Source organism: Rhizobium sp. BK196 (assembly GCF_014193255.1).
Classification (GTDB): domain Bacteria; phylum Pseudomonadota; class Alphaproteobacteria; order Rhizobiales; family Rhizobiaceae; genus Rhizobium.
This window is the reverse complement of the sequence record NZ_JACHZB010000011.1, coordinates 1-21,160: the sequence shown is the minus strand read 5'-3', so window position 1 is coordinate 21,160 and position 21,160 is coordinate 1. Positions and strand designations below refer to the sequence as shown.

Here is a 21,160-nt window from a genome sequence, read left to right as displayed (position 1 = left end):
GTACTGGAACCAGTCGATTCACGTGAAACCCGATCGCTCCAGCGCCGGGTTTCACCCGCTTTCAATTCGCAGTCATTATGCGCTAGAAGGCGGCATGGCCAGCGACGCGCTCTACATCGATGACAGGATCACCATCGCCGGATGGGAGCTGACGGAGCAGTTCGTTCTGGCGGGCGGTCCGGGCGGTCAGAACGTCAACAAGGTGTCGACCGCCGTCCAACTCTTCTTCAACATCCCGAACTCGCCCTCGCTCAACGAGCGGGTCAAGGCCAATGCGATCAAGCTCGCCGGCAGGCGCATGTCGAAGGACGGTGTGCTGATGATCGAGGCAAGCCGGTTCCGCAGCCAGGACCGCAACCGCGAGGATGCGCGCGAGCGGCTGAAGGAACTGATCCTGGAGGCCGCCAAGCCGCCACCGCCGCCGCGTAAGAAAACAAAGCCGACCAAAGGCTCGATTGAACGGCGCCTAAAGGAAAAATCCGGCCGCTCGGAAGTCAAGAAGATGCGCGGCCGGCCGGGCGGCGGAGAATGACATGCCGGAACTCCTGAGCGGCGTCCGCCACCTTCCAGGATACCTGGATCGTGCCCGTCAGGAGGCGCTGGTCGGCATCATCAGGACTATCGTCGCAGAAGCGCCACTTTACGTGCCGGTCATGCCCGGCACCGGCAAGCCGATGTCGGTCCGGATGACCAATTGCGGTTCGCTTGGTTGGGTGACGGATAAGGAACGCGGCTATCGCTACCAGTCGATGCATCCGGCGACCGGCAGGCCATGGCCGCCCATCCCTGCGGAATTGCTGCAAATCTGGAGCGATGTTTCGGCCTATGATAAGCCGCCCGAAGCTTGCCTCGTCAATTTCTATTCGGATGCGGCGCGCATGGGCCTGCACCAGGATAAGGACGAGAACGACCTGAAAGCGCCTGTCGTCTCGATTTCGCTCGGCAACGCCTGCCTGTTTCGCGTGGGCGGTCTGAACCGCAACGACAAGACCATATCTTTCAAGCTATCGAGCGGAGATCTCGTCATTCTCGGTGGGGAGGGACGCCTCTGCTTCCATGGCGTCGACCGCATCTACCCGGCCACCTCGACGCTTCTGAAGAATGGCGGCCGCATCAATCTGACGCTCCGCCGCGTCAATCCCTGACCCACGTTCTTCAGAGTTTGCGCAGCGCTACCTGCTCGATCAGGTGATCCTTGCCCTTGCGCAGGATGAGATCGGCGCGCGGCCGTGTAGGCAGGATATTCTGGCGCAGGTTCTTGAGATTGATATTCGCCCAGAGGTCTTCGGCAATCGCAACGGCTTCTTCCTCGCTGATTGACGCATAACGGTGGAAGTAGGAATCCGGATCCCGGAAGGCGGTTTCCCTGAGGCGCATGAAGCGCGTCACGTACCAGTTATGGATTTGTGTTTCTTCAGCGTCGATATAGATCGAAAAGTCGAAGAAGTCGGACACCATCGGCACGATCTTGCCGTCTGCCGGCAGGTCACGCGATTGCAGGACGTTGATGCCCTCGAAGATCAGGATGTCGGGCCGGTCGACGATCTTGTACTCGTCCGGCAGCACGTCATAAACGAGGTGCGAATAAGAGGGCGCCTTCACATCCGGCAGGCCGGCCTTGATCGCCGACAGGAAACGCAGGATTGCGCCGGTGTCGTAACTTTCCGGGAAACCCTTGCGCTGCATCAGGTTCTCGCGCTTCAGCACCGTGTTCGGATGGAGAAAACCGTCCGTAGTGACGAGATCGACCTTAGGACTGGACGGCCACCGGCCAAGCAGCTCCTTTAGAATACGCGCCGTCGTGGATTTACCGACAGCCACCGATCCCGCAATACCGATCACGAACGGCGTCTTGGTCACATTCGACAGGCTGAGGAACCGATTGCGCTGCTTGAACAGCAACTGCGAAGATTCAACATGCGCCGAAAGCAGACGAGAGAGCGACAGGTAGATGCGCCTAACTTCATCGAGGTCGATTGGATCGCCCATGGAGCGCAACCGTTTGACCTCGTCTCCCGTCAGCGTCAGCGGCGTATCGGCTCGAAACTTTGCCCACTGATCCGAGCTGAAGAAATGGTAGGGAGAATAAGAAGCGGTCTGGAAGTCATCCACCTTTTCCGCCACTCCGATAATCTGTGTCGCGATGCTCATGAACTCTGCCGGCTGGCCTTTTCCTTGAGGCCGGATTGTGCGGTCCGCCGCGCAAGTTCGGTCATGACATTCTCTACCGGTATTTCAGCAATCTTCAATACGACCAATAGGTGATACAGGACATCGGCTGCTTCATAGGTGAGGTTATCGCGATCGTTTGTGACGGCGGCCATGACAGCTTCGATCGCTTCCTCGCCGAGTTTCTTGGCTGCTTTCTGCTGTCCGCCCGCCACCAGCTTGGCGGTCCAGGATTCGTCCGGGGAGGCCTTAGCCCGCTCTTCGACGATCCGTTCGAGGTCGGAAAGGGAAAATCCGCTCATGATACTGCTTTCAAACTCAGTCGAGGCGCATCGCGATGCCGCGCTCTGACATATAGTGTTTTGCTTCGCCGACGGAATAGGTGCCGAAATGGAAGATTGACGCGGCAAGCACCGCATTGGCATGACCTTCCTTCACACCGGCCACGAGATCGTCGAGGTCGCCCACACCGCCCGACGCAATGACCGGCACGCGGACGGAATCGGCAATCGCCCGTGTCAGCTCCAGATCATAGCCGATCTTCGTGCCGTCGCGGTCCATGGAGGTGACGAGCAACTCGCCGGCGCCCCGGGCGACCATCTTCTGGGCGAATTCCACCGCATCGATGCCGGTGGCGTTGCGGCCGCCATGCGTATAGATCTCCCAGGCGCTGAGATTGTCTCCGCCGACCTGCTGCGTGAGGCGCCGCTTGGCATCGATCGACACGACGATGCACTGGTCACCGAACTTGTCAGCCGCTTCGGCTACAAAATCCGGATTGTTGACGGCAGCCGAATTGATCGAGACCTTGTCGGCACCGCAAAGCAGGAGCTTGCGGATGTCGGCGATGGTGCGAACGCCGCCGCCGACTGTGAGCGGCATGAAGCACTGCTCTGCCGCGCGCGCCACGACATCGAAGATCGTCTCGCGATTGTCCGAGGACGCGGTGATGTCGAGGAAGCAGAGCTCATCGGCACCGGCCGCATCATAGGCCTTGGCCGCTTCGACGGGATCGCCGGCATCGACCAGATTGAGGAAATTGACGCCCTTGACGACACGGCCGTCCTTGACGTCGAGACAGGGGATAACGCGGGCTTTCAGGCTCATTATGCAGTCTCCTTCGCCCGGGCGGCCTTGATGAGATCGAGCGCCTCCTTGGGATCGATCCGGCCGTCGTAAAGGGCGCGGCCGGAAATGGCGCCTTCGAGCTTGCGGGCATCCGGCTGCAGCATGCGCTTGATGTCGTCGATCGAGGCAAGTCCTCCTGATGCGATGACAGGAATAGAGACGGCGTCCGCCAGCTCCAGCGTCGATGTCCAGTTGATGCCGGTCAGGATGCCGTCGCGGTCGATATCCGTATAGATGATTGCGGCGACGCCGGCGCCTTCGAATTTCTTTGCGAGTTCGATGATGCCGAGCTCGGAAGCCTCCGCCCAGCCTTCTACGGCCACCTTGCCGCCCTTGGCGTCGATGCCGACGGCAACGCGGCCCGGAAATGTCTTGCAGGCTTCGATAACAAGTGCCGGATCACGCACGGCAATCGTGCCGAGGATCACGCGGCGCAGTCCGCGCGACAGCCAGTTCTCGATATGATCGAGCGCACGGATGCCGCCGCCGAGCTGAACAGGGTTTTTCGTGGCCTTCAGGATCGCTTCAACCGCATCGCCATTGGCCGAATGTCCCGCAAAGGCGCCGTCGAGATCGACCACGTGCAGCCATTCGAAACCCTGCTCCTCGAAAGATTTCGCCTGGGCAGCCGGATCGGTATTGTAGACCGTTGCCTGTTGCATGTCGCCGAGCTTCAGGCGAACGCATTGTCCGCCCTTCAGGTCGATCGCGGGAAAAAGGATCATTCGTCTCAAGTCCGTAGCGTCGTTGGCACCATCAGTGCATTCCACGCATCTACGATATCCGAGCGAAAAAAGACAGCGGCAATGGTGAGCGTTGCAAAAAGCACGATTAGCAGCAAGGTTATGGTGAAACCCACCCGCACCTGACGCCAGAAGCCGGCACGCTTCTTCACCGACTTTTCGATATCGCGCACCTGGCGCAATGCCTCGCTGTTGGTTGCGACGAGCTGAATCTGGGGCTCCATGGCTTCGACATAGGTTTCGGCATAGCTCGACAGGATCTGCGAGGCGCGGTCGCGCAGCGTGTTGCGCAGATCGGCCGAGAGGTAGTTGCTCGTCACCGCCGCGATTTCCGCCTCGTTTGGTGAGCGGCCTGCATTACGCTTGCGATGGCTGACGACGAAGTCGCGCTTCTGGCGCTCGTAAAGCGCATAGGCAAGCAGACCGATCAGATCGTCTTCGCCTTCGATGTAGAATTCCAGCACCGCTTCGGCGAGATCGCCGGCGCTTATTTCACCCGATCGCAGCCGTGAATTCTCGTTCCCTGGGAAGGTCTCCTGCATCAGCCGCCGAGCCTCTCTTTAAGAGCCTTGGCGGCTTTCGCGAGTGCTTTGCGATGCAGGGCCTCATCGACCTGGCGGATGATCACCCCGCCGGGCAGTCGGATATCGACGAACGGCGGCTGGCCCTCTCTGGCCGGCCGCAGCCTGTAGAATACCTTGCCTGATTTCCGCGAAGCCGGCATTGAGCACGCTCCTGTATCAACCTCTTCACTTATAGGGGAAATAAGGCGCGCGTATTAAAAGACAGCCCTTACGGCGCCCAGCGCAGGAAATTCGCGATCAGCGCCAGTCCGAGCTTCTGGCTCTTTTCCGGATGGAACTGCGAACCAGCCATATTGTCCCGACCTACGAAGGCCGTCATTGGCCCGCCATAGTCGGTGGTGGCAATGACGTCTCCGGCATTTTGGGCAGCCAGATGGTAGGAATGCACGAAATAGGCGTGCAGGCCATCAGGTCCGATCGGGATGCTCTCGAAAAGCGGGTGCTCATATTTCAGGTCGAGCGTGTTCCAGCCAATCTGCGGGATTTTCAGCTCGGGATCCGCGGGCGTCATCTCGACGACGTCACCCGGAATCCATCCGAAACCTTGGGTCACCGTCTTTTCGAGACCGCGCGAGGACATGAGCTGCATGCCGACGCAAATGCCGAGGAAGGGTCGCGCCTTCTTCTCCACACCCTCAAGCAAAGCTTCTGTCATGCCGGGCACGGCATCGAGCCCGCGGCGGCAATCGGCATAGGCGCCGACGCCGGGAAGCACGATCCGATCGGCCGCGGCAACGATCTCCGCCTTGTCGGTCAAATTGATCTCGGCCTCGATGCCGGCTTCGCGGGCCGCGCGTTCGAAAGCCTTGGTGGCCGAGCGCAAATTGCCAGAGCCGTAGTCGATAATCGCGACGCGCATTATTTGCGCCCTCCGTCAAAACCGAAGAGACCGAGCGAAGTGGAATGACCCGGCCGCGTCTGCGGACTGGAAGCCTGGTTCCATTCGGGCACCTTCAAATCGGCGCCGGTCTCGATGTTGGAAAAATAGATCTCTTCCGCAAGATCGATCGAGGAAGCGCCGATCGCGGCCTCCTCGCGCCAGCCGCGGGAGGCGAGACCGCGGATGCGGAAATTCTGTCCTTCTAACCCGACGAGCAGGTTGACGCCAAACGCGAGAGCCATACCCGCCGGCCCGAAGCCTGGTTCTTCTGCCAGCACGCCGCCGATCGCCTGCAGCGCGAACGCAATGATCGCATGAAGCCAGAGGCGATGCGCAAGCAGCCAGATCCAGGGAAAGAGGAAAGCAAGCCACGAGAAACCGTCACGGATCGTGCGCGTGTCCTCGCGCTGACCATCAGGCGGAACAAGAAAAACGTAGCTGGATGCCATCTGACGCTCCCTGATGGGGCTCAGGCGAGCGTGCCCTTGGTCGAGGGAACACGGCCCGTCTGCCGCGGATCGATCTCTGTCGCCGTGCGCAGAACGCGAGCGACGGCCTTGAAGCACGTCTCTGCAATATGGTGGTTGTTGGCACCATAGTGATTGAGAATATGCAGGGTGATCCCGGCGTTCTGGGCAAGCGCCTGAAAGAATTCACGCACCAGTTCGGTATCGAAAGTGCCGATCTTCGGCGCGCTGAAGGAAACGTTCCAAACGAGGAAGGGGCGGCCGGAGAGATCGACGGCGGCCTTCGTCATCGTCTCGTCCATAGCGAGATCGATCGATGCATAGCGGGTGATGCCGCGGCGGTCGCCGAGCGCCTTGGCGATCGCCTGGCCGATGGCGATGCCGGTATCCTCGACCGTGTGATGGTCGTCGATATGAAGATCACCCTTGGACTCGATTTGCATATCGATCAGCGAATGTCGCGAAAGCTGATCCAGCATATGGTCGAAGAAGCCGACGCCCGTCGAAATCGTCGATTTGCCGGTGCCGTCGAGATTGACGGAAACGGAAATGGAGGTTTCGTTGGTCTTGCGGGAAACACTGCCCGTTCGGCTTGCGGCGGTCTCGGCCATATGGCTTTCTCCTTGAAATCAAGGTGGTTCCTTATCAGGCGGATTGCGAAATATCCAGAAGCCGGAGGGCAGAAAAGGCACGCCATTTGCAATCTCCGCAGGCCCTCTTACATAGGGTTCAACGGGCCGATGTTCGGCCCGCTGGAACCGCCCATGAGTTGGGGCAACAGGTGTTTGATGACGACAATTATTACAGTTCGAAAAGGCGGCAAGGTCGTGGTGGCTGGCGATGGCCAAGTCAGCCTTGGTCAGACCGTCATGAAGGGTAATGCGCGCAAGGTCCGCCGCATCGGTAAGGGCGAGGTGATCGCTGGGTTTGCCGGCGCTACCGCTGATGCCTTCACCCTTCTGGAAAGGCTCGAAAAGAAGCTGGAGCAGTATCCGGGCCAGCTGATGCGCGCCGCCGTCGAGCTCGCCAAGGATTGGCGCACCGATCGTTACCTGCGCAATCTCGAAGCCATGATGCTGGTTGCCGATAAGTCGGTGACTCTCGCCATCACCGGTAACGGGGACGTACTGGAACCCGAGCACGGCGTTGCGGCCATTGGTTCGGGCGGTAATTTCGCGCTTGCTGCAGCTCTTGCGCTGGGCGACACAGATAAGTCCGCCGAAGACATTGCCCGCCGGGCATTGGATATCGCGGCCGACATCTGCGTCTACACGAACCACAATGTCATCGTGGAAACGCTGGATTCGGAATGACGGACTATGTCTTCCGTCCCGTCACGGTGGCTGATCTGCCGCTCCTGGCCGAATGGCTTGAGGAGCCTCATGTCCGCCGCTGGTGGAGCGAGCCGGAAGAGGCACTGGCCTCAATCGAGGAGCATCTGCGCGATCCAACGGTCGAACCCTATATCGTGACGCTTGAGGGCAGGGATTTTGCCTTCATTCAGGTGGCGGATCTCGATGATGAAGACGATGCTGCACTGGACGGTCAGCCGGACGGCACCTGTGGCATCGATCAGTTTATCGGCGTCGAAGCGCTTCTAGGAAAGGGTCACGGCCCGGCTTTCATGGCGCACTTTTGCCAGACGCTTTTCAACAGAGGCAAGAACCGCGTTCTGGTCGATCCGCATCCGGACAATGTCTTCGCAATCAGAGCCTATACCAAGGCAGGCTTTCAAAGACTTGGCGAAACTACTACGAATTACGGCCGGGCGCTTCTGATGGCCCTGGACCGCCAGGAGAATAACAGACAATGACCACTTTTTCCCCCCGCGAGATCGTTTCCGAACTCGACCGCTACATTATCGGCCAGCACGAGGCCAAGCGTGCCGTGGCGATCGCGCTCCGCAATCGCTGGCGTCGCCAACAGCTCGATCCGAGCCTGCGCGATGAAGTCATGCCGAAGAACATCCTGATGATAGGTCCGACCGGCGTCGGCAAGACGGAAATCTCTCGCCGCCTCGCCAAGCTCGCCGGCGCGCCTTTCATCAAGGTTGAGGCCACCAAATTCACCGAAGTCGGTTATGTCGGCCGCGATGTCGAGCAGATCATCCGAGATCTCGTCGAGGTTGGCATCGGCCTGGTGCGTGAAAAGAAGCGCAGCGAAGTTCAGGCCAAGGCGCATATGAGCGCTGAAGAACGTGTTCTTGATGCGTTGGTCGGTGCGACAGCCTCGCCTGCGACGCGCGAGAGTTTCCGCAAGAAGCTGCGCAACGGCGAACTCGACGATAAGGAAATCGATATCGAAGTGGCCGATACCGGCTCGGGCATTGGCGGATTCGACATCCCCGGCATGCCAGGCGCCAATATCGGCGTGCTGAACCTGTCGGAAATGTTTGGCAAGGCGATGGGTGGACGCACCAAGAAGGTCCGTACCACAGTGAAGGCCTCTTACACGGACCTCATCCGTGATGAGTCCGACAAGCTGATCGACAACGAGGTCATCCAGCGCGAAGCCGTTCGCTCGGTCGAGAACGACGGCATCGTCTTTCTCGACGAAATCGACAAGATCGCCGCTCGCGATGGCGGTGTTGGTGCCGGCGTTTCCCGCGAAGGCGTCCAACGCGACCTGCTGCCGCTGGTGGAAGGCACGACGGTTTCAACGAAGTACGGCCCGGTAAAGACGGATCACATCCTCTTCATTGCCTCGGGCGCCTTCCATGTTTCTAAGCCGTCGGACCTGCTGCCCGAATTGCAGGGCCGCTTGCCGATCCGCGTCGAGCTTCGTCCGCTGAACAAGGAAGACTTCCGCCGCATTCTGACGGAAACCGAGGCAAGCCTCATCCGCCAGTACAAGGCGCTGATGGAAACGGAAAGCTTGACACTCGATTTCACCGATGACGCGATCGATGCTCTCGCCGATGTCGCCGTCCATCTGAACTCGTCTGTCGAAAATATCGGCGCACGCCGTCTGCAGACGGTCATGGAACGGGTGCTGGACGATATTTCGTACAACGCACCGGATCGCGCTGGCAGTGACGTGAAGATCGATGCCGCTTACGTGCGCGAGCATGTCGGCGATCTCGCCCAGAATACCGACCTGTCGCGCTTCATCCTGTGATCGGGAAACATCGGTTCCTGTCTTTGCGCAGATAACGCAGAAACTTTGACGATCTGAACTCTCGACAGCGGGCCTTTTACTTTTTAGTGAAAGGCCCGCTTTGTTTTTTGTACGGCTTTATTCGGACAAGATTCTGGTCCAGTCAGCCGCGACATGTAGACGACAGGGAAAGACGGGAAAGCCGATCGTGCGACGCCTTTTGACAAGCCTTGTGATTGCCATGACCATTGCGGGCTCGGTTCCTGCGCTTGCGGCGCAGGCTGTTCCGCCCGGAAACCGTCATGCCGAGCAGCCGGATATTCCAGGCGCTTCGGTCCGCCGCACCAAGGGCACGAAGACGACCTTTGATGTCAAATATGAGAAGGTTTACGACCTCCTGTCGACCGACCACGAGCTCCTGGGCAAGATCAAGAAGGTTTCGAACGCCTACGGCATCAATCCTATTCATGTGATCGGCGCGATCGTCGGCGAACATACTTATAATGTCGATGCCTATGACCGCCTTCAGGCCTATTATGTGAAGGCTGCTTCCTATGCCGGCCAGAGCTTCCGTTTCGCCTATGATGGCGAGAGCGTCGACGATTTCGTCGACCGGCCGCAATTTGCCGCCTGCAACGGCAAGAGCGATTCCTACACGCTCTGGAGCTGCCGTGAGGATGTCTGGGAAAGTGATTTCCGTGGCAAAACGGTTGGTGGAAAGAGCTTTCCGAACAACCGCTTCAGCGCTGTCTTTTTCCAGCCCTTCTATGCAGGCCAGACCTTCGGCCTTGGCCAGGTCAACCCGCTGACGGCGTTGATGCTATCAGATCTCGTATCGCGCGTTTCCGGTTATCCGAAGCTGAACGAGAAGAATGCCGGCTCGGTCTACAAGGCAATCATGGATCCGGACATCTCGCTCGCTTTCGTCGCCGCCTCGATCCGCAGATCGATTGACGACTATAAGGAGATCGCCGGCATGGATATCTCCGGCAATCCGGGCGTGACAGCCACCCTTTATAATGTCGGCAATTCCCGCCAGCGCGCCGCAGCTCTTGCCGCCAGGAACCGCTCCTCCGGCACGACGGTCTGGCCGGAAGAGAATTATTACGGCTGGCTGATCAACGACAAACTGGACGAGCTGAAGGGCCTGCTCTAACCTTCAAGCCTGCCGGGAAGACGATATCTCCCGTGAAAGGCTATGCTCATGGACATGCGTCCAGACCCCTTCGTTCCGCCGGCACCGCTGCCGCGCACCGTGCCGCCGTCTCGGCTCGAGATCATCAGGATCATTTTCCGCAATCCGCTCGAGCTCTGGGGTGAGCCTTCCTATACGCTGCCGTGGATCCACACCAATTTCTTCGGCCAGAGAACGCTGATCGTCAACGATCCTGGGCTGATCAAGCACGTGTTGGTCGACAATGCCAATAACTACCGCATGTCCGACGTCCGCCAGCTGGTACTGCGACCGATCCTGCGTGACGGTCTTCTGACCGCAGAAGGTTCGGTTTGGAAACGCTCGCGCAAGGCCGTTGCCCCCGTCTTCACGCCCCGGCATGCCAAGGGCTTTGCCAGCCAGATGCTGCGCCAGTCGGAAGACTACGCCCGCAAATATGCCGATGTCGGCGAGGCCGGCACGATTTTCGATATCAGCACCGACATGACGGAACTGACCTTCGCCATCCTCGCAGACACGTTATTTTCCGGTGAGATCGTCACATCGAGCGGCCACTTCGCCGATGATGTTAACGAGCTGCTGCATCGCATGGGCCGCGTCGATCCGATGGATCTGCTGCGTGCGCCGTCCTGGGTTCCACGTGTAACACGCATCGGCGGCCGGAAGGTCCTGGAGAAATTCCGAGCCATTGTGCGCAACACCATGGATATGCGGCTTGCCAAGATGAAAGCCGACCGCAGCACGGCACCAAACGATTTCCTGACCCTGCTGCTGGAGCAGGCCGGTCCCGATGGCCTGACGAAGGAGGAGATCGAGGACAATATCCTGACCTTCATTGGTGCGGGCCATGAGACCACAGCCCGCGCGCTCGCCTGGACGCTCTACTGCGTATCGAACAGCCCGCATATCCGCGAGGCGATGGAAGAGGAGATCGACCGGATCCTCGCGTCAGGCGCGGAACCGGTCGAATGGCCGGATCTGATGCCTCAGACCCGCGCCGCCTTCGAAGAGGCACTCCGCCTTTATCCGCCAGCCCCTTCGATCAATCGCGCTGCCATCGCAGATGATTCCTGGACCAGTCCCAAGGGCGAGCGTGTCGAAATCGAAGCTGGCGTTACCGTGCTCGTCATGCCCTGGACGCTGCATCGCCATGAGCTCCATTGGGATCGGCCGCGCGCCTATATGCCGGAGCGATTTCTGCCGGAAAACCGTGCTTCCATTGGCCGTTTCCAGTTCTTGCCCTTCGGCGCCGGTCCGCGCGTCTGCATCGGCGCCACCTTTGCGCTTCAGGAGGCGGTTATCGCACTGGCCGTCCTGATGCAGGACTATCGTTTCGATTCGACCGATCAGACGAATCCCTGGCCGGTGCAGAAGCTGACGACGCAGCCGCAAAACGGCCTGCCGATGCGCGTGACCCGCCGGACTGTTTCCAAACCTGCATAAATCTTTCGAATTGTTGCTGAATTGACTGTGAATGAAAGCCGGGCAAAGTGGCAGCATGAAAAAGCTGCTACAGCAAGGGAGACACCGCATGAGCCGCATTGAAAAGAATGGTCTCTTCATCGAACCCGTCCTTCATGATTTCCTCGTGAAGGAGACATTGCCGGGCCTCACCATCGATGCGGACAAGTTCTTCGCCGATTTCGCGGCGATCGTACATGATCTGGCGCCGAAGAACCGCGCGCTGCTTTTGAAGCGCGACCAGCTGCAGGCAAAGATCGACGACTGGTATCGCCGGAACGGCGCACCGACGGATATGGACGCCTATCAGTCCTTCTTGAAGGAGATCGGCTATCTCTTGCCTGAGGGGCCGGATTTTCAGGTTTCGACTGCCAATGTCGACGCCGAGATCGCCTCTATCGCCGGCCCGCAGCTCGTCGTTCCCGTCATGAATGCCCGCTACGCGCTGAACGCTGCCAACGCTCGCTGGGGTTCGCTCTATGACGCGCTCTATGGCACCGATGCCATCCCGGAAACGGACGGCGCGGAAAAGGGCAAGGGCTACAATCCGAAGCGCGGCGAGAAAGTCATCGCCTGGGTCCGCAATTTTCTCGATTCTGCTGTTCCCCTCGAGGGTGGCTCCTGGAAAAATGTCGGTTCCTTCGCCGTCAGGAATGCCGCTCTTACGGTTGCTGCCGTCGATGGCAAAGCACTGGCGCTGAAAGATGCTGGGCATTTCGCCGGCTATCGCGGCGATGCGAACGCGCCGACCCATATTCTCCTGAAGAATAACGGCATCCATATCGAAATCGTGCTCGATGCCTCGACCCCGATCGGCAAGACCGATCCGGCCCATATTTCCGACGTCTGGTTGGAATCTGCCATCACCACGATCATGGACTGTGAGGATTCCGTTGCAGCCGTCGATGCGGAGGACAAGGTCGCCGTCTACCGCAATTGGCTCGGCCTCATGAAGGGCGACCTGCAGGAGGAAGTGACGAAGGGCAGCTCCACTTTCACCCGCAAGCTCAATCCCGATATCGCTTATACAGCGCCGGGCGGTGAGACCTTCGAACTGCACCGCCGCTCTCTGATGCTGGTGCGCAATGTCGGGCACCTCATGACCAATCCGGCGATCGTCGATTACGACGGCAACGAGGTGCCGGAAGGCATCATGGATGCCATGATCACCGGCCTTATCGCGCTTTACGATGTCGGCGCCTCCGGCCGCCGCAAGAATTCGCGCGCCGGCTCCATGTATGTGGTTAAGCCGAAGATGCATGGGCCGGAAGAGGTCGCCTTCGCCGTCGAGATCTTCTCACGCGTCGAAGATGCCCTCGGCATGACACGCAACACCATTAAGATGGGCATCATGGACGAGGAGCGCCGCACGACGGTCAATCTCAAGGAATGCATCCGCGCTGCCCGCGAACGGGTCGTCTTCATCAACACGGGCTTCCTCGATCGCACAGGCGATGAAATCCACACTTCTATGGAAGCGGGCCCGATGATCCGCAAAGGCGACATGAAGCAGGCCGCCTGGATCGGCGCCTACGAAAACTGGAACGTCGATATCGGTCTCCAATGCGGCCTCTCCGGCCACGCGCAGATCGGCAAGGGCATGTGGGCCATGCCGGATCTTATGGCCGCGATGCTGGAGCAGAAGATCGCCCATCCGAAGGCCGGGGCTAACACCGCATGGGTGCCGTCGCCGACGGCGGCCACTCTGCATGCCACACACTATCACCAGATCGATGTCGCCAAGGTGCAGGAAGGGCTGATGGATCGCACCCGCGCCAAGCTATCCGATATCCTCTCGGTGCCGGTCGTTGTACGTCCGAACTGGACGCCGGAAGAAATCCAGCGTGAACTCGACAACAATGCTCAGGGCATTCTGGGTTATGTCGTGCGTTGGGTCGACCAGGGCATTGGTTGCTCCAAGGTGCCTGACATCAATAATGTCGGCCTCATGGAAGACCGTGCGACGCTGCGGATTTCCGCCCAGCACATGGCGAACTGGCTGCACCACAAGATCGTCACTAAGGAGCAGATCGTCGAAACCATGAAGCGCATGGCCGCCGTCGTCGACCGGCAGAATGCCGGCGATTCGGCCTACATACAGATGGCCGGACATTTCGATGATTCGATCGCCTTCCAGGCGGCACTCGATCTGGTCCTGAAGGGCAGGGAGCAGCCGAATGGCTACACCGAGCCTGTCCTGCATCGCCGTCGAATCGAGCTCAAGGCAAAGCAGACCGCCTGAGCCTGAACTTGCCAGATACAAAAAGGCCGCCGAATCCAAAATCCGGCGGCCTTTTTTATACCGAATTCAGCTTTTAGCTTATTGGATAACGATGACCTTGGAGGTGGTCTTGCCCGGACGGACGCGGCTGTAGAGGTCGATCACGTCCTGGTTCATCAGGCGGATGCAGCCGGACGAGGCGGCGGTGCCGATTGAAGCCCATTCCGGGGTGCCGTGCAGGCGGAAGAGCGTATCTTTGCCCTCTTCGTTGAAGAGATACATGGCGCGTGCGCCGAGAGGGTTGGTGAGGCCGGGACCCATGCCGTCTTCGACATACTTGGCGATTTCCGGACGGCGGACAGCCATTTCCTTCGGCGGGTGCCAGTTTGGCCATTCCTGCTTCCAGGCCACATAGGCCGTGCCGGACCATGCGAAGCCCTGCTTGCCGACACCGATGCCGTAGCGGACGGCCTTGCCGTTGGGCAGGATATAATAGAGGTGCCGCTCGCGCGTGTTGACGATGATCGTGCCGGGACGCTCGTCGCTCTGGTAGCTGACGATCTGGCGGCGGAACTCCGGCTTGACGCGGTTAATCGGGATTGCCGGAAGGGAGTATCCGGCATCCGACGTCACGCCATAGGCGTCGTTGAAGATTTGTGCCGTCTGAACGGTCGGACCTGCGCCCTTGTCGTCGAGGGACGCGGAGTCGGACGTCGCGGAGCAGCCGGCCAGTGCCAGGGTCGCCAGCAGGCCAAATACAGGGAATGCATTGCGGATGCGCATGGATGACTCGTGAAGGTTTTGGGGCAAGAGAGGATAGTCTTTCGACCATCGTTGCTTATGGTTTATTTTCGATTAACTTTGTCTTTGCAAGCTGCTGCGGCGCGACAAAGTCCATCTGCGGCGCAAATTAAAAGCGCATGGCTTTTTTGCAACAACGGCCAACCCCGCTCGACGGTTATCCATGACGATTTTGAGTGTTTACAATAACAATCCGTTAATCGATGGCCGGCAATCGGACAGGGCGATGATGGTGCGTCGTGGCATGCAGATTTTGCTTCACGACATGCGCCACGCGGTGCTGCCGGAACTGCCGCTGGCGAGCGGCCGCCGGGCCGATCTGATTACGATCTCTGAAAAGGGAGAGGTCTGGATCATAGAGATCAAGACGTCGATCGAAGACTTCAAGGTCGATCGCAAATGGCCGGATTACCGCCCGCATTGCGACAGGCTGTTCTTCGCGACGCACAAGGATGTGCCTGCAGATATCTTCCCGGAAGAGTGTGGTCTTTTTCTTTCAGATGGTTACGGCGCGCATATGCTGCGCGAAGCGCCTGAACACCGACTGCCGCCGGCGACCCGCAAGGCCGTAACGCTCAATTTCTCGCGTGCGGCCGCGCAACGGCTGATGATGGCCGAATGGGCAAACGGCAAGCCGTTCGGCGTGGATGATGTCTAATTATTTCGGTGCGCGTTTGGCGAGGATGCGCTGCAGCGTGCGGCGGTGCATGTTGAGCCGGCGCGCCGTCTCAGACACGTTGCGCTCGCACATTTCATAGACACGCTGGATATGCTCCCAGCGTACGCGATCCGCCGACATGGGGTTCTCAGGCAGTTCTGCCTTCTCGCCCGGCCGCTGTGTCAGCGCCGCAAATACATCATCGGCATCGGCTGGTTTTGCCAGGTAATCCACAGCCCCGAGCTTCACTGCCGTCACGGCGGTTGCGATATTGCCGTAACCCGTCAGCACGATGATCCGCGTGTCGTCGCGGCGCTGGCGGATAGCTTCGATGACGTCGAGACCGTTGCCGTCACCAAGTCTTAAGTCGACCACCGCATATTTCGGCGGCCTGCCTTTGGACTTCGCCACACCTTCCGCCACCGATTCGGCCGTTTCCACGTGGAAGCCGCGTGCCTCCATGGCGCGTGCCAAGCGACGCAGGAAAGGTCCGTCGTCGTCGACGATCAGCAGGCTCGGGTCAGGCCCGATATGCTCCTGGTTGGAGCCTGCGGCAATCTCGTGGTTCTGGTCTGTCATGGCTACGGTCCCGGCGGTTGAATGTCGGAAATGCGTCAACCGCTTATATCCTGTTTATGCCGACAAAGTCATTTTGTCGAATTTGCGTCTATCAATATGCGTGGCCATTCGATTCGAATGCGGGCGCCGGCACTTTCAGGTTCGCGGTTTTCGAAAATCAAAGATGCCCCGGAGCGCTCCAGCAGCGTTTTTGCGATGAAAAGCCCCAGTCCGAGGCCTCCAGCCGTATCTTCTCTCTGTCGTTTGGTGACGTAGGGTTCGCCGATCCGCGTCAGAATTTCGGGCGCGTAGCCGTTGCCGTCGTCCTCGATGACGATGAGCACCTTTTCGTGATCGTGCTCGATCGTGACCGTTACCTTCTCCCGCGCATAGTCGACGGCGTTCTCGATCAGGTTGCCAAGCCCGTACATGATGCCGGCGTTGCGGTCGGTGACAGGCTCGCCCCTGCGCGGGCTCTTCTCCACCAACTCCAGCTTGATATCGAATTCGCGATGCGGCGCCACGATTTCCTCCATCATCGAGGAGAGCGGTAGCCGCCGCAAATGCGCTTCGCCCTCGGCAGAGAGCGTCGTCAGCCGGCGAAGGATGTCACGGCAGCGCTCGCTCTGGCTGCGCAGAAGCTGCACGTCCTCGCGGAACCGGTCATCATTTTTAAGTTCACGCTCCATCTCCTTGGCAACGACGCTGATTGTCGCAAGCGGCGTGCCGAGCTCGTGGGCTGCAGCGGCCGCAAGCCCGTCGAGCTGGGAAAGGTGCTTCTCCCGCTGCAGCACCAGCTCTGTTGCGGCGAGCGCGTCGGCTAGCTGGCTCGCTTCCATCGACACCCGGTAGGCATAGAAGGCGGCGAAGGCCATGGTCGAAGCGATCGAGCACCAGACGCCGAACTGCATGACATTGTGCACATTGATTTCCATCCCGTCGAACCACGGAAGCGGAAAGGGGGAGAAGGCAAGCACGGTAATGCAGACCATCGCAAAGCCGATCAATGCCGTGCTGTAGCGGATCGGCTGTGAGGCGAAGGAAATGATGACGGGAACGCAGACCAGTGCCGCAAAGGGATTGGCAAGACCGCCGGTAATGAAGAGCAATGCACAGAGCTGCAGAAGGTCGAAACCCAAAAGCGCGAAAGCGGCACGCGGCTCAAGCCGGTGGGTCGCCGGATAGCGAATCATCAGATAGAAATTCACGCCGGCGAGAGCCGCAATCAGCGAGCAGCTGGCAACCAGCGGCAGCGGGAATTTCAATAGGAATGCAACGATGGCGACTGTTACCGCCTGGCCGGTGACCGCCAGCCATCGCAATCGCACCAAAGTCTGCAAGCGCAGCCGGCGGCTGCTCAGCCTGTCTTCCTGTGTCTGGGTTTCGGTCTTCTCAATCACGCCATACTCCTACAGCCCATACTCTTACAGCATCGACGCACGGCGCTCCAAGGACGGCAGATTATGTACCACGGGGCTTTGCCCTTGTCGTCGGCGCCGCTTCGTCAGGCTTTTCCGGCCAGGGATGCCTTGGATAGCGCCCCCGCATGTCAGCGCGCACATCCTTCCACGAGCCCGCCCAGAAACCGGGCAGGTCGCGGGTCGTCTGGATTGGCCTGTGAGCCGGTGAAGTAAGCTCCAGCAGCAGGGGCAATCGCCCACCGGCAACCGCCGGATGCTGCTTGAGGCCGAAAAGCTCCTGCACCCGGATCGTCAGCGTCGGTTCTTCGCCGTCATATTGGATCGGATGGCGTTGCCCTGTCGGTGCCTCGAAATGCGTTGGTGCAAGACGTGCGAGATCGCGTTGCAGATCGTGCGGCACGAGTGCCATCAGCCCGTCGGAGAGCCCGGAGACGGAAATATCCGAAAGTCCTCTGGCGTCCGTCTGGAAAGGAATGAACCAGTCTTCCATCCGCTCAAGCAGTGCTTCGTCTCTCACGTCTGGCCACGGTTCACCGATCGTCCGGTTCAGGAAGCCTATCCGTTCCCGAAGCTGCAGGGTCTCCTTGGAAAAGGGTAGCTGACCGAGCCCCAGCTCCTGCAATCCTTGCGCAAGCGCCCGCACCACCGCCTCGCCCGAGGGGCGCGGAAGCGGCGCTTCCTCGAAAATGATCGCGCCAAGCCTTGTGGCGCGGCGTGCCCGTACCTGCCGGCTCTGCCTGTCGAAAAAGGTCTGGTCTTCCGTCCGGATTTCACCCGGAAGCTCGACTTCGATGTCGGCGCGGGAGACGTCCGCTGCCGCCAGAATTCTCCCTTGTGCGGCCCGACCTGTCAGATCGGCAATGACCAGCATTGGGCTGCCGGCCAGGCGCTCGGTTTCCGCAAGCTCGGCGCCCCGCCCATTCGCCATGACATACCGTCCGCGCGCGCCGCGCTGAAGTGCGATTCGATCCGGGAATGCATGCAGCAAAAGCCTTCCTGCGAGCGCAGGTGCAATACTCGAAACAGTATTGAGCCCTTCCGCCAGCCGCCCCGCCAGCCGTCGCGAAGCCTCGGCCCTTTCGCCTTTCTCACTCTTGAAGCGCCTGAGCCGCTCTTCCAGATCGACGCTGGTGCCGCCGAGCCCTTGCTCGGTCAGCAGCACGGAGATCAGCGCCGCCTCCTTGGCGTGACCCGATTCGCCAGCCGAAACCACCATGGCAGCGAGCCGCGGCGGGAGGGCGAGGTCGCGCATCACCTTCCCCCGCGCCGTCAACGTGCCGTCTTTGTCCAGCGCCCCAAGTTGCACCAGCAGCGCGCGTGCTTCCTTGATCGTCGTCTCCGGCGGTTGATCGACAAAGGCCAGCGATTTCGTGTCCTGAACGCCCCAATAGGCGAGATCGAGCACGAGACCGGAAAGATCGCTCGAAAGAATGTGTGGTGGCGTAAAGGCCGGAAGCGCCGCCGTCTGCCCTTGATGCCACAGGCGGACCGCGATGCCGGGCTCTGTTCTTCCCGCGCGGCCGGCGCGCTGATCGGCCGAAGCGCGCGACACCCGCACGGTTTCCAGCCGCGTGATGCCCGTCGATGCCTCGAAGACCGGCAGTCGTTGCAGCCCGCTGTCGATCACGATTCGCACGCCGTCGATGGTTATCGAGGTTTCGGCAATCGAGGTCGCAAGCACGATTTTGCGCGTACCCGGTGCCGCAGCGCGGATCGCCGCGTCCTGCTCCTTCTGGCTGAGATTGCCGTAGAGCGGCGCAATCAGCGTTTCTGAGCCGAACCGCCCCTCGAGCCGCTCTGCCGTCCGGGTAATCTCCGCCTGACCAGGAAGGAAAGCGAGAATCGATCCGGATTCGCTTGCATGAAAACCGACGATCGCCCGCACCATCGCGTCTTCAATACGCTCGCCGCCTGGTCGGTCCTGATAGCGGATATCAATCGGAAAGCTTCGCCCCGTACTTTCGATGACAGGCGGATGATCAAGCAGTGCAGCCACCCGCTCGACATCGAGCGTGGCCGACATCACAAGGATTCGAAGATCCTCGCGAAGCGCCGATTGAACGTCGAGCGCCAGCGCAAGGCCGAAATCGGCATCCAGCGACCGCTCGTGGAACTCGTCGAAGATGACGGTGGAGACTCCGGAGAGTTCGGGATCATCGAGAATCATGCGGGCGAAGACGCCTTCGGTGACAACCTCGATCTGCGTCCTCGCCGATATCCTGTTATCCAGGCGCATGCGATAGCCGACCGTTTCGCCCACCTGCTCGCCGAGCAGGGACGCCATGCGGCTCGCCGCCGCACGTGCCGCCAGCCGGCGTGGCTCCAGCAGGATGATCTTCCCGTCGCCGCGCCAGGTCTGGCCAAGCAGATGAAGCGGCACGAAGGTCGTTTTGCCGGCGCCCGGAGGAGCCGAAAGCACGGCTCGCTTCTCCTTGCCAAGCGCCGTGCTGATATCAGGCAGCACATGCGAAACCGGAAGCTCCGGCAAAGGAGGCACGGTCTTCACTTTCGGCCCGTCACCATTTCATAGGCAAGGATGGCGGCGGCCAGATCCTCAAGCGCTGCGCCGACGGATTTGAAGAGGGTAATCTCTTGTGCATCTTTCCGCCCGTCACAGGCGCCCGATATCAGCTCTACCAGCTCACCGCGAATATCGCTCTCTTTCAGCAGCCCGCTTCTCAAAGGTTGGACGATGTCGCCGCCTTCGCTCAGGGCACCTGCCCTCGTGTCAACATAGACGGCGGAGCGCAGCACGGCCGCATCGTCGCTCTCCCGCATGCTAGGCTTAAAGGCGCCAACCAGATCGAGATGGGCACCGGGCTTAAGCCATTCGCCACGAACAAGTGGTTCAATGGAGAGTGTCGCACAGGAAATGATATCAGCTGTTCTTGCGGCCGCTTCAATATCGCTCACCGCCTCGGCCCGCAGTCCAAGAGCCCGCGCTTCCTCCGCCACCTTCTCCGCCGCCTCGCTATTGCGTCCCCAGATACGGTAGCGCCGGATCGACCTGACTGTCCCGTGTGCCTGCATGAGGTTAAGTGAAAGCCGGCCGGTGCCACAGACCAGCATTTCTTCTGCATCGGTCCGGGAAAGATAGCGCGATGCCAAGGCCGAGGTCGCTGCCGTCCGCCGCGCCGTCAATTCTCCGCCCTCGATGATGGCCAGCATCTGTCCGGTTGCCGCAGAAGAAAGCAGATAGCTCCCGAAGATCGCAGGCAGGCTGCGACGAACATTACCGGGAAACACCGAAACCGTCTTGATGCCTGTATATTGTCCAGGAAGCCAAGCCGGCATGAGCAGCAGGGTGGCATTCTCTTCTCCTGGAACCTCCATGTCGTGATGATGGCGGACGGGCATAACGCAATCACTTCGAAACATCGCTTCGATCGCATCGATGAGCTGCGCCCAAGGCAGCGCCGACCGCGTCTGATCTTCATCGAGGACAAGCATTCCGAACTCCCCAAAGGCATGGATATATCCCGTCAAACTACCGATTGGGGCGGTTGAGGCAAGCGCCATGGAAATCACCTGTATACCGGCCCATTAAAAGACAGCACGCAAAGCCGACGCTGACTGGCCGGAATCGCCGAAAGTCGATCCGAATGGGGTGATTTGACGAGGAAATTCCTCCCTTCGATCGGATCCGATAAAACCGTCAGCAAAATCAACCTGTTACAAAAATGTCAAAAAAGTTGGATTGGATGTGTTGACTGTTTCGAGGGTGTGGGATTATAAGCCCACTCACTGACGAGGGCGGCGGCGCTGCTGGCGACGAAGTTCCTCGTTCTGAAGAAATCAA

The 21,160-nt window shown here is 59.8% G+C and carries 23 protein-coding genes; 9 read left to right on the top strand and 14 right to left on the bottom strand.

Annotated elements, in window-relative coordinates; all coding sequences use genetic code 11:
* Positions 1 to 94: 94 nt before the first annotated feature.
* Together arfB and FHT78_RS27300 are read left to right on the top strand one after the other, a co-directional pair.
* Positions 95 to 532, top strand: a complete 438-nt coding sequence (gene arfB, locus FHT78_RS27305) for an alternative ribosome rescue aminoacyl-tRNA hydrolase ArfB (RefSeq protein WP_183749685.1) — start codon at positions 95 to 97, stop codon at positions 530 to 532.
* Between the two features lies 1 nt (position 533).
* Positions 534 to 1,145, top strand: coding sequence for an alpha-ketoglutarate-dependent dioxygenase AlkB (locus tag FHT78_RS27300; protein ID WP_183749684.1), 612 nt, complete (start codon positions 534 to 536; stop codon positions 1,143 to 1,145).
* Between the two features lie 10 nt (positions 1,146 to 1,155).
* Here FHT78_RS27300 and coaA read toward each other — a convergent pair whose 3' ends face one another.
* The 9 genes from coaA to hisB all read right to left on the bottom strand — a co-directional run bounded on the left by coaA (position 1,156) and on the right by hisB (position 6,582).
* Positions 1,156 to 2,151, bottom strand: a complete 996-nt coding sequence (gene coaA, locus FHT78_RS27295) for a type I pantothenate kinase (protein ID WP_183749683.1) — start codon at positions 2,149 to 2,151, stop codon at positions 1,156 to 1,158.
* Positions 2,148 to 2,471, bottom strand: coding sequence for a phosphoribosyl-ATP diphosphatase (locus FHT78_RS27290; protein ID WP_183734621.1), 324 nt, complete (start codon positions 2,469 to 2,471; stop codon positions 2,148 to 2,150). Before FHT78_RS27290 ends, coaA begins: the two co-directional genes overlap by 4 nt.
* Before the next feature lie 16 nt (positions 2,472 to 2,487).
* Positions 2,488 to 3,276 carry an imidazole glycerol phosphate synthase subunit HisF gene (hisF, locus tag FHT78_RS27285; RefSeq protein WP_183749682.1) on the bottom strand — a complete coding sequence of 263 codons (789 nt, stop codon included), beginning with the start codon at positions 3,274 to 3,276 and terminating at the stop codon, positions 2,488 to 2,490.
* Entirely contained in the window at positions 3,276 to 4,022 is a 747-nt protein-coding gene (gene hisA, locus FHT78_RS27280; RefSeq protein WP_183749681.1) for a 1-(5-phosphoribosyl)-5-[(5-phosphoribosylamino)methylideneamino]imidazole-4-carboxamide isomerase, read from the bottom strand. Before hisA ends, hisF begins: the two co-directional genes overlap by 1 nt.
* Positions 4,023 to 4,027: 5 nt before the next feature.
* On the bottom strand, positions 4,028 to 4,585 hold the full coding sequence (locus FHT78_RS27275) for a hypothetical protein (RefSeq protein ID WP_183749862.1): 558 nt from the start codon (positions 4,583 to 4,585) through the stop codon (positions 4,028 to 4,030).
* Complete coding sequence (locus FHT78_RS27270; RefSeq protein WP_183749680.1) at positions 4,582 to 4,764, bottom strand: hypothetical protein; 183 nt, start codon at positions 4,762 to 4,764, stop codon at positions 4,582 to 4,584. Before FHT78_RS27270 ends, FHT78_RS27275 begins: the two co-directional genes overlap by 4 nt.
* Positions 4,765 to 4,832: 68 nt before the next feature.
* Positions 4,833 to 5,483, bottom strand: coding sequence for an imidazole glycerol phosphate synthase subunit HisH (gene hisH / locus FHT78_RS27265; RefSeq protein WP_183749679.1), 651 nt, complete (start codon positions 5,481 to 5,483; stop codon positions 4,833 to 4,835).
* Positions 5,483 to 5,953, bottom strand: coding sequence for a DUF2628 domain-containing protein (locus tag FHT78_RS27260; protein WP_183749678.1), 471 nt, complete (start codon positions 5,951 to 5,953; stop codon positions 5,483 to 5,485). The genes hisH and FHT78_RS27260 overlap by 1 nt, the downstream gene beginning before the upstream one ends.
* Before the next feature lie 20 nt (positions 5,954 to 5,973).
* Positions 5,974 to 6,582: an imidazoleglycerol-phosphate dehydratase HisB gene (gene hisB, locus FHT78_RS27255; RefSeq protein WP_183749677.1), complete on the bottom strand. Its 609-nt coding sequence runs from the start codon at positions 6,580 to 6,582 to the stop codon at positions 5,974 to 5,976.
* A gap of 177 nt (positions 6,583 to 6,759) precedes the next feature.
* Here hisB and hslV point away from each other — a divergent pair, with 177 nt between their 5' ends.
* From hslV to FHT78_RS27225, 6 genes are all read left to right on the top strand, one after another.
* On the top strand, positions 6,760 to 7,284 hold the full coding sequence (gene hslV, locus FHT78_RS27250; RefSeq protein ID WP_183749676.1) for an ATP-dependent protease subunit HslV: 525 nt from the start codon (positions 6,760 to 6,762) through the stop codon (positions 7,282 to 7,284).
* Complete coding sequence (locus FHT78_RS27245) at positions 7,281 to 7,784, top strand: GNAT family N-acetyltransferase (RefSeq protein ID WP_183749675.1); 504 nt, start codon at positions 7,281 to 7,283, stop codon at positions 7,782 to 7,784. Before hslV ends, FHT78_RS27245 begins: the two co-directional genes overlap by 4 nt.
* Entirely contained in the window at positions 7,781 to 9,088 is a 1,308-nt protein-coding gene (gene hslU, locus FHT78_RS27240; RefSeq protein ID WP_183749674.1) for an ATP-dependent protease ATPase subunit HslU, read from the top strand. The genes FHT78_RS27245 and hslU overlap by 4 nt, the downstream gene beginning before the upstream one ends.
* 187 nt (positions 9,089 to 9,275) lie before the next feature.
* Positions 9,276 to 10,223: a DUF1402 family protein gene (locus FHT78_RS27235; RefSeq protein WP_183749673.1), complete on the top strand. Its 948-nt coding sequence runs from the start codon at positions 9,276 to 9,278 to the stop codon at positions 10,221 to 10,223.
* Between the two features lie 48 nt (positions 10,224 to 10,271).
* The gene (locus FHT78_RS27230) at positions 10,272 to 11,684 is read left to right on the top strand and encodes a cytochrome P450 (RefSeq protein ID WP_183749672.1); all 1,413 of its coding nucleotides are present in this window, start codon (positions 10,272 to 10,274) and stop codon (positions 11,682 to 11,684) included.
* 88 nt (positions 11,685 to 11,772) lie between these two features.
* Positions 11,773 to 13,944: a malate synthase G gene (locus FHT78_RS27225; RefSeq protein WP_183749671.1), complete on the top strand. Its 2,172-nt coding sequence runs from the start codon at positions 11,773 to 11,775 to the stop codon at positions 13,942 to 13,944.
* Between the two features lie 78 nt (positions 13,945 to 14,022).
* Here the strand turns inward: FHT78_RS27225 and FHT78_RS27220 are convergent, their stop codons facing one another.
* Positions 14,023 to 14,706 carry a L,D-transpeptidase gene (locus FHT78_RS27220; RefSeq protein WP_183749670.1) on the bottom strand — a complete coding sequence of 228 codons (684 nt, stop codon included), beginning with the start codon at positions 14,704 to 14,706 and terminating at the stop codon, positions 14,023 to 14,025.
* Positions 14,707 to 14,887: 181 nt separating this feature from the next.
* Between FHT78_RS27220 and FHT78_RS27215 the strand changes: the two genes are divergently transcribed.
* Entirely contained in the window at positions 14,888 to 15,382 is a 495-nt protein-coding gene (locus tag FHT78_RS27215) for an MmcB family DNA repair protein (RefSeq protein WP_183749669.1), read from the top strand.
* Here FHT78_RS27215 and FHT78_RS27210 read toward each other — a convergent pair whose 3' ends face one another.
* From FHT78_RS27210 to FHT78_RS27195, 4 genes are all read right to left on the bottom strand, one after another.
* Positions 15,383 to 15,961 carry an ActR/PrrA/RegA family redox response regulator transcription factor gene (locus FHT78_RS27210; protein WP_183749668.1) on the bottom strand — a complete coding sequence of 193 codons (579 nt, stop codon included), beginning with the start codon at positions 15,959 to 15,961 and terminating at the stop codon, positions 15,383 to 15,385.
* A 68-nt stretch (positions 15,962 to 16,029) separates the two neighbouring features.
* On the bottom strand, positions 16,030 to 17,340 hold the full coding sequence (locus FHT78_RS27205) for an ActS/PrrB/RegB family redox-sensitive histidine kinase (RefSeq protein WP_183749667.1): 1,311 nt from the start codon (positions 17,338 to 17,340) through the stop codon (positions 16,030 to 16,032).
* 61 nt (positions 17,341 to 17,401) lie between these two features.
* On the bottom strand, positions 17,402 to 19,867 hold the full coding sequence (gene hrpB, locus FHT78_RS27200) for an ATP-dependent helicase HrpB (protein WP_183749666.1): 2,466 nt from the start codon (positions 19,865 to 19,867) through the stop codon (positions 17,402 to 17,404).
* Positions 19,864 to 20,811 carry an ornithine cyclodeaminase family protein gene (locus tag FHT78_RS27195; RefSeq protein WP_183749861.1) on the bottom strand — a complete coding sequence of 316 codons (948 nt, stop codon included), beginning with the start codon at positions 20,809 to 20,811 and terminating at the stop codon, positions 19,864 to 19,866. The genes hrpB and FHT78_RS27195 overlap by 4 nt, the downstream gene beginning before the upstream one ends.
* Positions 20,812 to 21,160 lie beyond the last annotated feature (349 nt).